Here is a 13,740-nt window from a genome sequence, read left to right as displayed (position 1 = left end):
GGACGACCCGAAAGTCCCGTCGGTGGCCTGCCGGTCGGCGCATCCGCGCCGCCCGGGCTCATGCCGCATGGGTATGGGTTGTCACCGGTCCGGCATGAACACCTTTGCGGAGTCTGTCGGTTGTTCACCCGTCGCGCTCTTACAGGTACACCCTCGCCCGGTTACCGTCCGGTCATGACCCCCACCCTCGCCCAGCTCCGCTACCTCGTCGCCGTCGCCGACTGCCGTTCCATCACCGGCGCGGCGGCCTCCGTCTTCGTCGCCCAGTCCGCCCTGTCCCGAGCCGTCCAGGCCATGGAGCGCGACCTCGGGGTCGATCTCCTCGCACGCCGGGGAAGGGGGGTGGACCTCACACCGGAAGGGGCCCGGGTCGTCCGGCTGGCCCGCACCGTGCTCGACGCGGTGGAGGCCATCGACGACATCGGCACTCCTCACGGACTGGGCGCCAGGGCCGCCCTGTCCATGGTGACCACACCCACCCTGGCCCTCGATCTGGCCTCCGAGCTGGTCCACACCTTCACGGAACGGCACCCCGGCCTCGACGTCAGACTCCACCAGTACGACAGCCGCGAGGCCGTGGTCGAGGAACTCACTCAGAGCAGGGCCGAGTTGGCGCTCGTGGATCTCCCCCTCGACAAGGACCTCACCACCCACTACATCCAGGAGCGCGAGGTGGTCCTCATCTCCCCCGTGGGCTCGGCGCTGCCCGACCCCTTACCGTTCCGCGCACTCGACGGACTGCCCATGGTGCTGCCCACCCCCGGGACCGGCCGGCGCACCGAGATGGAGGCCATGTTCAGCTGTCTGGGCGTGCGCCCCGTGCCCTGTCTGGAGGTCGACGAACGACTCGGCTGGGTGACGGGGGTGACCGACGGCCGCGGCTCCCTCATCTGGTACCGCGACGTGGTCGCGCGGGCCTTCGGCAGCAGGGCGGAGATACGTTCCTTCACCCCGCCCCTCCTGCGTCCGGTGGGGATCGCGCACGCCCGCCGGCCGCTCAGCCGCGCGGCCCGCGCCTTCATCGCCCACGCCCGGCACAAGGCCCCCGTGCGCGAGCCCTCCCGGTGATCGGTGACCGCACGGGCCGCGGGGGCCGCGGGGGCCGCACGCGGCGCGGGTTCCGGACGGGCCGAACGGAGAGAGCCCCTCGGCGGCCGGGACATGCCCTCCCGGCATTGAACGATGCTCGAACGGAGGCCGGTTGACCCTGGCGCCGTGAACCGGCTCCCCCTCACATGGTGGGCATGTTCCGACTACACCTCACGCCCCCGCGCGCCGCCGCCCTCGCCACCGCGGTCCTCGCCGCGGCCCTGCCCGCCGCTGCCTGGCTGACAGGCCCCGCCGCCGGGACCGCCGACGCGGCCACCGCGCCGCCCGCGTCCGCACCCCTGGCCGGCGGCGCCGCCGCTCCCGAGCGTCAGTGCACCCTCCCCGGAGGCATGACCGAGATCAGCGGGCTCGCCATGAGCCGAAAACACACCGGCGTCTTCTACGCCGTCAACGACAGCGGGAACACCAACCAGGTGTTCGCCATCGACTGCACCGGAGCCACCGGCCTGCTCAAGGCCACGTACACGGTCTCCGGGGTCGGCAACACCGACTGGGAGGGGCTGGCCCTCGGCAAGGACTCCGCGGGCCGTCCCGCGATCCTGGTCGGCGACATCGGGGACAACTTCGGCAGCCGCGCCGAGATCACCGTGCACTCCTTCCCCGAACCCGACCTGCTCACCAACGCCTCGGTGACGCCGGTGACCTACCGCTTCGCCTACGCCGACGGGAAGCACGACGCCGAGTCCCTGCTGGCCGACCCGGTCACCGGCCGGATCCACATCGCGAGCAAACTCGCCGGAGCGGCCGGCCAGTTGTACCAGGCCCCCCTGCCGCCGGTACCCGGGCAACTGGGCACCCTGACCGCCGTCCGGCCAGGCCCGGTCTTCGCCACCGACGGCGCGTTCTCCCCCTCGGGGGCCTCGTACACCCTGCGCAGCGGCGGCCCCCTGGGGGCCAACACCGCCTCGGTGTACGACACCTCGGGCGCCAAACTCGCGGACGTGGCCCTGCCCGCGCAGTCCCAGGGCGAGACGGTGACGTACCTCGACTGCACCACCCTGCTCGTCGGCTCGGAGAACGACACCCAGATCTGGCGGGTCCCGCTCCCCCCGGAAGCCACTCCGAACTGCGGCGGCACACCGACACCCACGCCCACCCCCACGCCGACGCCCACGCCGACCCCGACTCCCACTCCCACGCCGACGCCCACGCCGACGCCCACCTCGACGCCGACCCCCGGTGACCTGAAGCTGCTCAACCCCGGCCCGCAAGCCTGCAAGTTCAACCAGAACTGCACCATCCAGCTCACCACCACAGGTGGCAAACCCCCCGTCCGCTACACCGCCACCGCACTCCCCTGGGGCCTCACCCTCGACGCCACCACCGGCCGCATCACCGGCAAACCCTGGGCCACCGGAACCCTCCAGATCACCGCCACCGCCACCGACGCCACCCCGACCACCGCCACCACCACCTTCCCCCTCGCCCTCACCTGGTTCTAAACGACCGGGGGCGGACGGATCCCGGACCGTCCGGGATCCGCACCCCGCCGCGTTCAGCCCAGCCTCGACGCGGCCTCCCGGGGTTCCGGCGCAGGCTGTCGGTGACGATCTCGTACGTGCCCGCGGGGCTCGCTCCGGCGGTGAGGGCCATGTTGACGCGCCGGTCGTGCAGCATCTCCCCGAGCACGACGTCGGCGGCCGTGCGGCTGAGGTCGGCGTGGTCCTGTGCGATCACGATCTTCACGGGTGGTTCTTCCTTCTCGTCGGGTCAAGGCGGTCGCCGACGAGATCACCACCGGCAACGACGAGGACGGCGTGGCGGCGGTCCTGGAGCGCCACCTCCTCCCGCTCGCCGGAGCCTCGACGCGGTGACAGGTAATAGCCAAAACAGCATCTCATCTATTACCGTACGGAGTGCGGGAAGCAGGGACCAGGAAGCGGGCCGACGGCTCGGCATGCCCTGGCGCGACGGGAGAGGTGCGCCTTGATCCAGCGTTACGCGCTGCCGGAGATGGCGGCGTTGTGGACCGCCGAGTCCACGTACGAGACCTGGGTCCGGGTCGAGGTGCTCGCCAGCACGGCGCAGGCCGGGCTCGGAGTCGTGCCGGACGAGGCGCTGACCGACATCCGGCGGGCTCCGGTGCCCGCCGTCGAGCGGATCCGGGAGCTGGAGGCGGAGCGGGACCACGAGGTCCTCGCGTTCCTGGCCGCCTACACGGAGACGATGCCGCCCGGCTCGGCGCGCTGGGTCCACCACGGCATGACCAGTTACGACCTCGTCGACACCGCTCAGGGGTACCTGCTCGCCCGCTCCCTGGACCTCGTCCTGGAGGCGGCCCGCTCCTTCACCCGGATCCTGGCGGACCGGGCCCTGGAGCACTGGGACACCGTGTGCATCGCGCGGACGCACGGGATCCACGCCGAGCCGACCGCCTTCGGGCAGAAACCGGCCGTCCACGCCCAGGCCATGAGCCGCTGTCTGACCCGGCTGGCGGATGCCCGTACGGCGGTGGCGGTGGGTACCGTCTCGGGCCCCGTCGGCACCTACTCCCACATCTCGCCCCGGTTGGAGGAGTACGTGTGCGGGGAGCTGGGGCTGGGCTTCGAACCGATCCCGACGCATGTCGTCGCCCGCGACCGGCACGCCCAGCTGCTGTCCACCCTCGCCCTGACCGGCGCCGTCGTGGAGCAGTTCGCGCTGGAGATGCGGATGCTCCAGCGCACGGAGGTGCGCGAGGTCGACGAGCCCCGCACCAGCGCCTACCAGGGCTCCAGCGCCATGCCGCACAAGCGCAATCCGACGACAAGCGAGCGTCTGTGCGGCCTCGCCCGGGTCCTGCGGGCCAACGCGGGCGCCGCGTACGAGAACGTCGCCCTGTGGCACGAAAGGGACTTGGCGCACTCCTCGGTGGAGCGGATCGTCCTGCCGGACAGCCTGACGATCGCGCACTACCAGCTGGTCTCGGCCGCGGCCGTCATCCGGGGCCTGGAGGTCTTTCCGGAGCGGATGGCCGCCAACATCGACGCGACCCACGGCCTCGTCCACTCCTCCGGGGTGTTCCTCGGCCTGGTCGCCGACGGCGCGGAACGCGAGCACGCGTACCGGCTCGTCCAGGCGGCCGCCGACGAAACCCGGCGTACAGGGATTCCACTGACCGACGCCCTGGCCGCCCGCGGGGTCGCCGTCCCCGCCGGCCTCCTCGACCCCCGGCGGTTCCTGGCCAACCGGGACCACCTCAAGTCCCGACTCGAAGAACTCAGCGACCGACTCAGCGAACGTCCCGGCAAGGAGCAGCACCAGCATGTGGAAGTGTGAACAGGTCATCGGCGGCGCCCTCGACGTGGAGGAGGCGGCCGCCCTGTACCGGGCGTCCACCCTCGCCGAACGCCGCCCCGTGGAGGACACCCAGCGCTTCACCCGGATGCTCGCCGGCGCCAACCTGGTCATCGTCGCCCGCGACGGGGACGGCCGGCTCATCGGGATCTCCCGCTCGATCACCGACGGCGCGTACTCCACCTACCTCAGCGACCTCGCCGTGGACTCCGCGTACCAGGGCAAGGGCGTGGGCAAGGACCTCATCCGCGCGACCCGGGAGGCCGCGCCGCAGGCCAAGCTGATCCTGCTCGCGGCCCCGGCGGCCGTGGACTACTACCCGCACGTCGGGTTCACCGCGCACAACTCCGCCTGGACGATGGACGGCCCGGCCGTCCAGGCCTGAGCCGTACGCCCGCGCACCCCGGTGCCCGCCCGCGCCGGAGTACGCGGTTTCAGCCCGCGGGAGCGGCGTCCGCCGCGGGCGGGACGGGTGCGGGCGCGATGATCTTGTGCGCGGTCGGCGCGGGCGGCGCGAACCCGGAGTCCAGGCGGCGGACCGCGGAGCGCCGCTGGACCACCGACAGGACCGCGATCCCCGCGCCGAGGGCCAGCCAGCCCGCCGGCCCGGCCGTCATCACCACGCCGGTCAGGAGCAGTGGACCGGCCGACTTCTGGACGGACATGGCCATGCCCGCCACTCCCAGGTACGAGGCCCGCGCCCGCTCGGGGGCGAGCGAGACCGCCAGTTCCCAGGAACTCACCGACCGCAGCAGTTCCGCGCCCGTGACCAGCCCCGCCGCGGCGAGCAGCACCACCGACGCGGCCAGCGCCCCGGTCCCGGCGCTCAGGGCCAGCAGGACGCAGCAGGCGAACATGGCCAGCCCGTACACGGAGAGCGCCGCCGCGGCCTGACGGGGTCCCTCGTACCGCGCCGAGACGCGGAGTTGGAGTACGACGACCAGCACGGTGTTGATGACGAGGAAGGCCGGGACCAGGGCGTGCGGCGCGTCGGTGTGGGCCACCAGCCACAGCGGCAGGCCGACGGCCAGGACCGAGTCGTCGAGGTTCATCGCGATGTCGAGCAGGACGAAGCGCAGGTAGCCGCGGTCCCGCCACGGGCTCGGGGCCCGCGTCCGGCCGGGCGCGCCATCACCGGCCGGACCGGTCCCGGCCTCCCCCCTCCCGGCCTCCCCTCCCGCGTTGACCGCGTCGACCGCGCCCGCGGCCACCCGCCCCTCGGCCCGGGGTTCCCTGGTGCGCCAGACCAGCAGGGCCGCCGCGAGGAACGACAGGGCGTTGGCCAGGATCAGCGCCCGGTAGGCCTCCGGGGTCCCGACCGCGAGGCCGGCCGCGGCGATGCCCGCGCCCACCGCGTAGCCGGCGTTCGCCGAACTGCGCGCCAGCGCCTGGTAGGTACCGCGCCGTTCACCCGCCACCCGCGTGGCGAACAGCATCTCGAGCGCCTTGGCCGCCCGGTCCCCGAGACAGGTGACGGCGACCAGGGTCAGGAGCACCTCGAAGCGGGTGGCCACGAGCAGGGCGCCGAGGGTGCCCAGGCGCAGCAGGTGACAGCCGATCAGCAGGGAGCGCACCGGGAACCGGCCGGCCAGGTGCCCCGCCAGGGGCGATCCGCAGATGCCCGCCACGGCCGCGGCGCCCAGCAGGAGGCCGATCCGGCCGGCGTCCAGGCCGAGGACGAAGGTGAAGTAGAGGACGGAGGAGGCGGCCCACACGCCCGTGCCGGCGCGGTCGAGGAGCAGGGCGAGCAGCATGATCCGGGCGTCCCGGCCCCCCGGAGGCCGCCGCAACTGGGCCACCAGGCCCGGCCGTCGGGGCTTCCGCGGCGGCCCCGACCGCCTCTGCCACCCCTGCCGTCCCTGCCGTCCCTGCCACCCCTGCCACCCCTGCCACCCCTGCCACCCCTGCGGAACTCTCCGGATCCCCGCACCGCGCCGCCGCATCCCATGGCCTCCGTACCCCCGCGAAAGTATCTCGACATCGAGATACCAGCGGAAGCCTGCCCTAGATCAATCTTGACGTCAAGATACTTATGGCCACGCGGCGGCCCCGGGGCCCACCGCCGCCGAGGCCCGAGCCCTCTCCACCGGACTGGTCCGCCTCCCACCGCATTCCGGCACCGGATCGGGGCAGAAGCAGCCTGCTAGATGCGAGATGGGAGAACATCATGATCGCGCTTGGCATAGTCCTGTTGATCGTCGGCTGGCTCCTCGGCATTTCGATCCTGTGGACGCTGGGGATCATCCTCGTCGTCATCGGGGTCGTCCTGTGGGTGCTCGGATCCGTCGGGCACGCCGTCGGAGGGCGGCGGCACTATTGGTAGCGCGGACCCGCCCGGGCGCGCCCGCCACGCACGGACGCGCCCGGCGCGCGGGGACACGCGCGGACGTTCCCCTGGAGACGGTTCCATGATCCAGATATCCATACCGCTGATCCCCGCGGATGACGGCGTCCTGCTGATCCCCGCCGATCACGTCACCGACCTCCTGCGCCGGCTCTCGGCCGACTGGCTGGAATCGGAGCACACCGGCGAGATGCGCGGAGACGAGCGGACCGTCCGGGACTTGGCGGGCGTACTGACCGAGCTCGCCGATCAGATCGACGTGGAATGCATCGGGTTCGCTTCGGCCGCACCACATCCGTAGGACGGCGGCAGCGGCCAAGGACCGGGCAGGAGAGGGGCTTCGCGATGGACGGCCCCGAGCTCTCTCGTCAGGAACTGACGATCCTCAAGGACATGGAGCAGGACCTGTGCGCCGACCGGCTCCTGGACCGCAGACTCCGTACGCTGCGCCGCGGCATCAGGCCCTGGACCTCCACCGGAAACCGGGGCCGCCGCCGGTCCGTCCTGTGCACCTGGCTCCTCGGCGCCGCCTGCGCGATCCTGCTCGGCTCCGCGGTCGCCACCTCCTCACCACCGCTGATCTGGGCCTTCGCCGTCGTTTGGGTGCTCACCCTCATCCGGCTCATCCGGCTCGCCATCGGCTGGTGCCGCACGCACGACATCGGCATGTGAGCGGCGCCGCCCGCCCGAGAGGCGCCCTTCCCGCCCCCACCACTCCAGGCAGCCGGAAAGCGGACGATTCGCCACGGATTGCAGGCCGCCGTCCGCTGCCGCATGGTGGCAGCAGTACCCCCTCAGGAAGGAAAAGCACGTCATGAGCAAGGCGAAGGCGAAGGCGAAGCAGGCCAAGGGGAAGCTCAAGGAGACCCTCGGCGACACGATGGACGACAAGCGCATGCAGGCGGAGGGAAGCACCGAGCGGATGGCCGGCAAGGCCGAGGAAATGGCCTCGGACGCCGCGAACAAGATGAAGAAGGCCAAGGGACAGCGCTGAGGATGCCCCACGGGCACGGTGAGCACGATCCAGCCGGGCCGCCTCCCTCTTCCACGGAGGCGGCCGTGGTGCGCGTGTCGGGCGAGATGGACATCAGTCGGGTCGACGAGGTGCGCGCCCAACTGCTCGAAGCGGTCACCCGCGCGGGCGGTCCCACCGACATCGTCGTCGACCTCAGTGAACTCACCTTCTGCGATTCCGCCGGGCTGAACCTGCTGCTCCGGGCCCGCCTGCAGGCCGTGGAGTCGGGCCGCACGCTGCGCCTGGCGGCGCCGAACGCCCAGATGCTGCGGCTGCTGGAGATCACCGGCTCCCTCCCCCTCTTCCCCATCGACACCGCCCCGCCCGGGTTTGGCGACCCGTGACGGGGTAGGCGCGGGACATACCCGTTGTCGAGACCCGAACCTCCGGGGGAAAGGGGTACGCGATGCCCTCGGCGGACGACGACCGCTTCGCGGTCGACGTGCGACCCCTCGGCGGTGCCACCGTCCTGACCCTGGCCGGAGAGCTCGACCACGACACCGCGGAGCCCTTGCGCGCGGCTCTCGAAGCCGCCCGGGCGGGCGGTGGGCGACGCCTGCTGATCGATCTCAGCCGACTGGCGTTCTGCGATTCCACGGGACTCAACGTCTTGTTGCACAGCCGGCTCGCGTCCCGGGAAACGGGCGGCAGCCTCGAACTGATCGGCCTGCACAGGCCGGTCGCACGCATGTTCCACGTCACCGGCGCCGACGGGCTCTTTCCGCAGCACCCCGATGTGGAGGCCGCTCTGGCGAGCCAGCGGCACACGTAGCGGAGGAACACGGATGAGCGCACGCCGGTCATCGGAGTGGACCCGGCGTCTGCTGTTGCACGGCACCGCGGACGTCGTCGGCCTGTGCCGCGACTTCACCCGCCGGGCCCTGACCGAGTGGCAGTGGCTGCCGTCAGCCGACAGCGGCGGCAACAGCGGCGGCGGCGTTCTCGCATACGGGCACGCCACCGGCGCGAACGAGACGGCCGAGGCCGCGGACGACGTGCTGCTGCTCGTGTCCGAAGTGGTGGCCAATGCCTGCATGCACGCGGGCGGGCCTGAGTCACTGCTCCTGCGCTACACCGCGGAGCGGCTGCGCATCGAGGTCACGGACCCCAGTCCGGTCGTCCCCGTCCACCGGCTCCCGGCCGATCCGGCCCGGCCCGGCGGCCACGGGCTGCTCATTGTGACGCGGCTGGCCAGCGCGTGGGGGGCGGATCCGCTCGACGGCGGCAAGTGCGTTTGGGTGGAGGTCGCCACTCCACCGGCCCTACGGGAGAACGGCGCGGCCCCCTCCCGGACGCCGGGCAGGTCTCCCCGCCCGGCGTGAGCCCGCCGCGGCCGGTCGAACGAAGTGCGGTCGAAGGGGTGCGGTCCAAGGGGTGCGGTCCAAGGAGTGCGGTCCAAGGAGTGCGGTCGGCCGGGTCAGCCCGATTCCGCCGGGCCCGCGCCCGCGGCCACGTTCTCGGGGTCGTCCTCCAGCATCCCCGTCCGCAGTCTGGCCATGATGCGGCTCAGCAGTCGTGAGACGTGCATCTGAGAGAGGCCGAGCCGGTCGCCGATCTCGGACTGGTTCAGCTCCTGACCGAAACGCAGCGAGAGGATCAGCCGGTCGCGGTCACTGAGCGTGGCGAGCAGCGGCTTCAGCGTCTCCAGGCATTCGATGCGGTCGTACGCCGCCTCCTCCTCGCCCAGCGGCAGCCCCCGGGGACCGGCCTCCGACTCGGTCCCCGCCGGAGCGTCCAGGGACCCCGCCACGTAGCCGTTGGCCGCCCGGCGGCCCTCGTCCAGTTCCTCCGTGGTGATGCCGAGCCGCTCTGCCAGCTCCAGGTCGGTGGGGTGCCGCCCCAGCCGCTGTTCGAGCACGTCGTGCGTCTTGGCGATGTCGAGGCGGAGTTCCTGGAGGCGCCGCGGGACCTTCACGGACCAGCTGGTGTCACGGAAGAACCGCTTCATCTCGCCGGTGATGGTGGGAATGGCGAACGTGGTGAACTCGACCCCGCGCTCGACGTCGTACCGGTTGATGGCCTTGATCAGGCCCACCGTGCCGACCTGGACGATGTCCTCCAGCGGCTCGGACCGGTTGCGGAAGCGGCGTGCCGCGTACTTCACCAGGCTGAGGTTGAGCTCGACGAGGGTATTGCGCACGTACGAGTACTCCGGCGTCCCTTCGCTCAGCTCCTTCAGCCGTCGAAAGAGCGCGACCGACAGGGTCCGCGCCTCGCCGGTGCTGACGGAGAGCGGGTCCGCGGGAACATCGGGCGTCTCGCTGCGGGGGTCGGTGGGGAGCAGATCCGTGGTCTCGCTGGAAACGGGTGCCATGAGGTTCCTCCGACGGATTGGTGGGCACCGGCCGCCCTGAGCGGGCGGCGGGAACCGTCGTGGTCTTCAGGAGGACATATACCCGCACGGGGGAAGGCTGACCCTCTTTTTACGGAACATCCGCTTCCGATGCCTCCGCTTCCGGTGCCTCCGCGTCCGGGACGTGGATGTGCAGGACGCAGATGTCGTCACGCTGGGCCGTACACAGCGTGACGAGCGTGCGCGCGAGGGTTTCACCGCGGCCCTCACGGAGGAGCCGCACCGCCGTCTCCGCGAGGCGGCCGAGGCCGCTCTCGATGTCCTCGCCCGGTTCCTCCACGAGCCCGTCGGTGTAGAGGAGCAGGTGGTCGCCGGGCAGCAGGTCGATGGAGGCCTGCTCGTAGGAGGCTTCGAAGGTCGCGCCGAGCAGGGCGCCCCGGGGCTGTTCCAGGAACTCCGCCCGGTCGCCGCGGATCAGCAGGGGCGGCAGGTGGCCCGCCCGCACCCAGATCAGCCGCCCGTCCCAGGGCCGGTAGCGGGCCATGACCATGGTGGCGGTGGCACTGCCCGACGGGTCCGAACCGGTGTGCAGCAGCAGGGTGTTGAGCCGGCGCAGGACGTCGGGCAGGGGAGATCCGGTGACGGTCATGCCCTTGGTCGTGAACCGGAGCTGGGCCATGGTCCCGACGGCGGCCAGCCCGTGGCCGGCCACGTCCCCGACGACGAACAGGGCGCTCTCGTCGGGGAGTTCGATGGCGCTGTACCAGTCCCCGCCCACGTTGATCCCGCTGTCGGCGGGGACGTAGGCCACGTCGACGCACAGACCGGCCAGTTCCAGCGACTGCTCGGGGATCGGCAGCAGGGTGTCCTGGAGGCGCGCGGCGAGCGCGCGTTCGGCATGGAGCATGCCCCGCTGGAGCAGGACGGCCCGCTCGCTGTCGTGCAGCGCGACCTCGATGGTGTGCTGCGTGGTCAGGTCCTGGAAGAAGCCGTGCACCTCGACGGGTGTGCCGTCGGCGTCCGTCTGGGCCTCGGCGACGATCCGCAGGTGGCGCACTCCGCGCCGGGTGGTGATCCGGAACGGCTGGTCGACGGCCTGCCCCTCGCTCAGCAGCCGCTCGACGGCCGCGCCCAGCTGCGGGAGGTCCTCGGCGACGACGTGGCCCGGGAGTTCCTCCAGCGGCATCGGCCCCCGGGCCGGATCGCGGTCGAAGATCGCATAGACCTGTTCCGACCAGGTGACGGTGTCGGTGACCAGGTTCCAGCCCGCCCAGCCCAAGTTTCCGAGGCGCTGCATGTCGGCCAGCCGGCGGGTCTCGCGCTGGCTGGTGTCGTGGCAGATCCACGACACGACCAGGTGGTCCGCGAGCCGCGACGCCCGGACCGAGTAGACCGACTGCCGGGGGACGCCCGCGACCACTTCCTCGTAGGTGAAGGGTTCCCCCTCGTACCTGGTTCCGGTGGTGAGCGTCCTGAGGTACCCCTCCCAGAGGGCGGTGCCCGCCACGGTGGGGTACGTCTCCAGGATGCGGCGGCCCACGAGCTCCTTGCCGCGCCGGCCGGCCACGTCCACGGACTCGGGCGCCGCCGCGTCGATGCGGTAGTCCTCCACCTCACCCGTCGCCGAGCGCAGGGGGGTGAGCAGGGTCGCGGAGCCGGCCAGCGTGTCCATGATGAGCTGGACGGCCTCCGCGTAGTCCCCTACGGCCGCTGCCGCGCCCTGCGGGTCACGAGGTCCCGGCGCCCCCAGGGGCCCGGCGCACAGCCGGGTCGCCTGGCGCAGCAACGCACGGGTGTCGGCGGCGAAGGGGCCCGGCCGGGTGCGCAGGAAGCCGATGGCCGCCCGGGGAGGTCCCTCGCCGGGCACGGGGACCCAGGCGCGCGACGGCCACCGCTCCGGCGGGTCTCCGATCAGCAGGTAACGCCGGGCGTCCTGTTCGACGTCCTCCAGCCAGAGGGCGCGGCGGGCGGCGATCGCTTCGAGGGCGGCGACCCCGCTCAGCGGGGGTATGTGGCGCCACTGCTCGGCCAGCTCCTCGTCGATTCCGGCGCTTCCGGTCAGGTCCAGGCTCCCGGCGGCGGCCACGGTGTAGATCATCACCGCGTCCACGTCGGTGGCCGCGCCGAGCACTCTCACCAGCAGCCCAGCGATGTCGTCGCCGCCGCGAGCGGCGGCCAGGCCGTCGGCGACCCGCGCCAGCAGGCCGTTCAGCTCGCCGGCCCGGTCGTGGTGACCGGTGAGGTAGCGGCGACGGCTGAAGGCCGAGGCAACCGGCTCGGCCTCCGGGCCCGTGGCCGCGGAAACGGCCGTGGCCGTGGAACGTGCGGTGGAAGGGGCCGTGGGCAGTGAGATCCGGGCGGTCCCCTGCGGCCGGCGCCGCTCGTGGACCTGCCCGAGCGTGATCCAGCACTCCTCCAGGACGGTACGGCGGCTCCGGCCGGCCCGTTCGAGGAGCAACGCGTACGCCGCGTCGGCGGCAACCCCCGTCTGGGCCATGAGTACGCCCTTGGCCCGCTCGACGACGGCCGTGGTCGCGGCGACGCCCTCCAGGTCGACGACTTCCGACCGGAGTCTGGCCACGACCCTGGCGAGCGCCACCACCTCGGGTGCGGCGCCCTCACCCACGGGTGTGGCATCGCCCTTCACCCCTTGAGCATCCCACGCGCGCCTCCCACCCGCCCGGGTGCGACCCCGGCGTCACTCATCGCGCGGGCCCACCCACCGCGTGCCCTTCCGGCTCGGCTTCCTGCCCGGCTTCCCGGGTCGCTGCGGACGGTCCAGCCGGCTGGCCTCGTCGGTGTCGGCCGCGGGCGTGGTCCCCTCGTCGCGGCGGCCGGCGCGCTCCGTGTCGTCACGACGGTCGGAGTGCGCCTTGCGACGACGCTCCCGCTCGCCCCCGCCCTCCAGCGGCACTCCTCCGGCTCCACCCTGCTCGTCCATGGCGGTCCTCCTCGGTCGACGGGCGGCTGCCCCGCGCCGAGCCGCGCAAACCGGGCGTTGCCCGCGGCCGCCTGGGTAGGCGCCCGTTGCGGGGTGCGGCCTCGGCCTCATGGCTGCGACGGGGGTCGCACTCCGTCGTCGAGGCGTTCGAAGCAGCGACGGCGCGGGACGCGCATGCCGTGACCCGCCGCGCCCTGCGGGGCGGCGGGTCACCGGAGGCTCAAACCGACGGAACCAGGCTGGTCCGTCTCTCCCACCCCCTGGAGCGGCACGGACTTCCCGGGGGCCGGTCTCAGGTCACGGGCTCAGGTCACGGGCTCAGGTCACGGGCTCAGGTCACGGGCTCAGGTGCCGGCACCGGTCCCGGGAGGGGGCCCGGGCGAGGATGCGGGTCGGGCCGCGGTACCGGCGGCGGGTCGGGCTGGGGCTGCGGAGGCGCCGGAGGTACGGGATCCGGCCCGGGGGCCGGTACGGGACCCGGCAGCGGCCCGGGCTGCGGCCCGGGGCCGGGGCCCGGGGCAGGGGTCGGGTTGGGCGGCACCGGGTCGTTGGGCGGCGTCCCCATGGACGCCGCCCCTCCCGGGGCCGACCCGGGGCGGGTGGGCGTGCGGCTCTTCGGATTGCTCACGGTGCGTCCGATCGTTCGTCCGGAGGCCGGCGGCCCGACCCTCGGGTCCGTCCGGCCGGGCACCGTCCGGGTGCCCGCGGCGCGCGGGTCGCCGCCTCACGGCGGCAGGCGCGACGTAGCGCGCCTACCCGCG

Annotated in this window: 17 protein-coding genes; 12 read left to right on the top strand and 5 right to left on the bottom strand. The window is 72.8% G+C overall.

Annotation, left to right across the window (positions count from 1 at the left end):
- Positions 1–174 precede the first annotated feature (174 nt).
- Positions 175–1,068, top strand: coding sequence for a LysR family transcriptional regulator (locus tag OG730_RS38550; RefSeq protein ID WP_327308650.1), 894 nt, complete (start codon positions 175–177; stop codon positions 1,066–1,068).
- 176 nt (positions 1,069–1,244) lie between these two features.
- On the top strand, positions 1,245–2,552 hold the full coding sequence (locus OG730_RS38545; RefSeq protein WP_327308649.1) for a putative Ig domain-containing protein: 1,308 nt from the start codon (positions 1,245–1,247) through the stop codon (positions 2,550–2,552).
- Here OG730_RS38545 and OG730_RS38540 read toward each other — a convergent pair.
- The gene (locus OG730_RS38540; RefSeq protein ID WP_327308648.1) at positions 2,539–2,796 is read right to left on the bottom strand and encodes a sugar phosphate isomerase family; all 258 of its coding nucleotides are present in this window, start codon (positions 2,794–2,796) and stop codon (positions 2,539–2,541) included. The two genes, OG730_RS38545 and OG730_RS38540, sit on opposite strands and share 14 nt — an antisense overlap.
- A 2-nt stretch (positions 2,797–2,798) precedes the next feature.
- Between OG730_RS38540 and OG730_RS38535 the strand changes: the two genes are divergently transcribed.
- From OG730_RS38535 to OG730_RS38525, 3 genes are all read left to right on the top strand, one after another.
- Positions 2,799–2,924: a hypothetical protein gene (locus tag OG730_RS38535; protein WP_327308647.1), complete on the top strand. Its 126-nt coding sequence runs from the start codon at positions 2,799–2,801 to the stop codon at positions 2,922–2,924.
- A gap of 112 nt (positions 2,925–3,036) precedes the next feature.
- Complete coding sequence (gene purB, locus OG730_RS38530) at positions 3,037–4,368, top strand: adenylosuccinate lyase (RefSeq protein ID WP_327308646.1); 1,332 nt, start codon at positions 3,037–3,039, stop codon at positions 4,366–4,368.
- Positions 4,355–4,771, top strand: coding sequence for a GNAT family N-acetyltransferase (locus OG730_RS38525; protein ID WP_327308645.1), 417 nt, complete (start codon positions 4,355–4,357; stop codon positions 4,769–4,771). The genes purB and OG730_RS38525 overlap by 14 nt, the downstream gene beginning before the upstream one ends.
- A 49-nt stretch (positions 4,772–4,820) precedes the next feature.
- Here OG730_RS38525 and OG730_RS38520 read toward each other — a convergent pair whose 3' ends face one another.
- Positions 4,821–6,140 (bottom strand): MFS transporter, encoded by a 1,320-nt coding sequence (locus OG730_RS38520; RefSeq protein ID WP_327308644.1) that lies wholly within the window; start codon positions 6,138–6,140, stop codon positions 4,821–4,823.
- A 413-nt stretch (positions 6,141–6,553) separates the two neighbouring features.
- Here OG730_RS38520 and OG730_RS38515 point away from each other — a divergent pair, with 413 nt between their 5' ends.
- The 7 genes from OG730_RS38515 (at position 6,554) to OG730_RS38485 (ending at position 9,067) form a co-directional block, all read left to right on the top strand.
- Entirely contained in the window at positions 6,554–6,709 is a 156-nt protein-coding gene (locus tag OG730_RS38515) for a DUF6131 family protein (protein WP_266875260.1), read from the top strand.
- An 85-nt stretch (positions 6,710–6,794) separates the two neighbouring features.
- Entirely contained in the window at positions 6,795–7,031 is a 237-nt protein-coding gene (locus OG730_RS38510; protein WP_327308643.1) for a DUF6213 family protein, read from the top strand.
- A 44-nt stretch (positions 7,032–7,075) separates the two neighbouring features.
- Positions 7,076–7,402, top strand: coding sequence for a DUF3040 domain-containing protein (locus OG730_RS38505; protein WP_327308642.1), 327 nt, complete (start codon positions 7,076–7,078; stop codon positions 7,400–7,402).
- 142 nt (positions 7,403–7,544) lie between these two features.
- A complete protein-coding gene (locus tag OG730_RS38500; RefSeq protein WP_266875263.1) occupies positions 7,545–7,724 on the top strand; it encodes a CsbD family protein in 180 nt (59 codons plus the stop codon).
- A gap of 65 nt (positions 7,725–7,789) precedes the next feature.
- Positions 7,790–8,089 (top strand): STAS domain-containing protein, encoded by a 300-nt coding sequence (locus OG730_RS38495; protein ID WP_327308641.1) that lies wholly within the window; start codon positions 7,790–7,792, stop codon positions 8,087–8,089.
- A gap of 62 nt (positions 8,090–8,151) precedes the next feature.
- Positions 8,152–8,517, top strand: coding sequence for an STAS domain-containing protein (locus tag OG730_RS38490; protein WP_327308640.1), 366 nt, complete (start codon positions 8,152–8,154; stop codon positions 8,515–8,517).
- Positions 8,518–8,530: 13 nt separating this feature from the next.
- Positions 8,531–9,067, top strand: a complete 537-nt coding sequence (locus OG730_RS38485) for an ATP-binding protein (protein WP_327308639.1) — start codon at positions 8,531–8,533, stop codon at positions 9,065–9,067.
- 95 nt (positions 9,068–9,162) lie between these two features.
- Here the strand turns inward: OG730_RS38485 and OG730_RS38480 are convergent, their stop codons facing one another.
- The 3 genes from OG730_RS38480 to OG730_RS38470 form a co-directional block, all read right to left on the bottom strand.
- On the bottom strand, positions 9,163–10,059 hold the full coding sequence (locus OG730_RS38480; RefSeq protein ID WP_327308638.1) for a SigB/SigF/SigG family RNA polymerase sigma factor: 897 nt from the start codon (positions 10,057–10,059) through the stop codon (positions 9,163–9,165).
- Between the two features lie 109 nt (positions 10,060–10,168).
- Entirely contained in the window at positions 10,169–12,685 is a 2,517-nt protein-coding gene (locus OG730_RS38475; protein ID WP_327308637.1) for a SpoIIE family protein phosphatase, read from the bottom strand.
- Positions 12,686–12,736: 51 nt separating this feature from the next.
- Positions 12,737–12,979, bottom strand: coding sequence for a hypothetical protein (locus tag OG730_RS38470; protein ID WP_327308636.1), 243 nt, complete (start codon positions 12,977–12,979; stop codon positions 12,737–12,739).
- Between the last annotated feature and the right edge of the window lie 761 nt (positions 12,980–13,740).

This window comes from Streptomyces sp. NBC_01298, from assembly GCF_035978755.1.
In the GTDB taxonomy this organism is placed as follows: Bacteria; Actinomycetota; Actinomycetes; order Streptomycetales; family Streptomycetaceae; genus Streptomyces.
The sequence above is the reverse complement of the archived record's forward strand: the minus strand, read 5'-3'. Positions and strand labels throughout refer to the sequence as shown.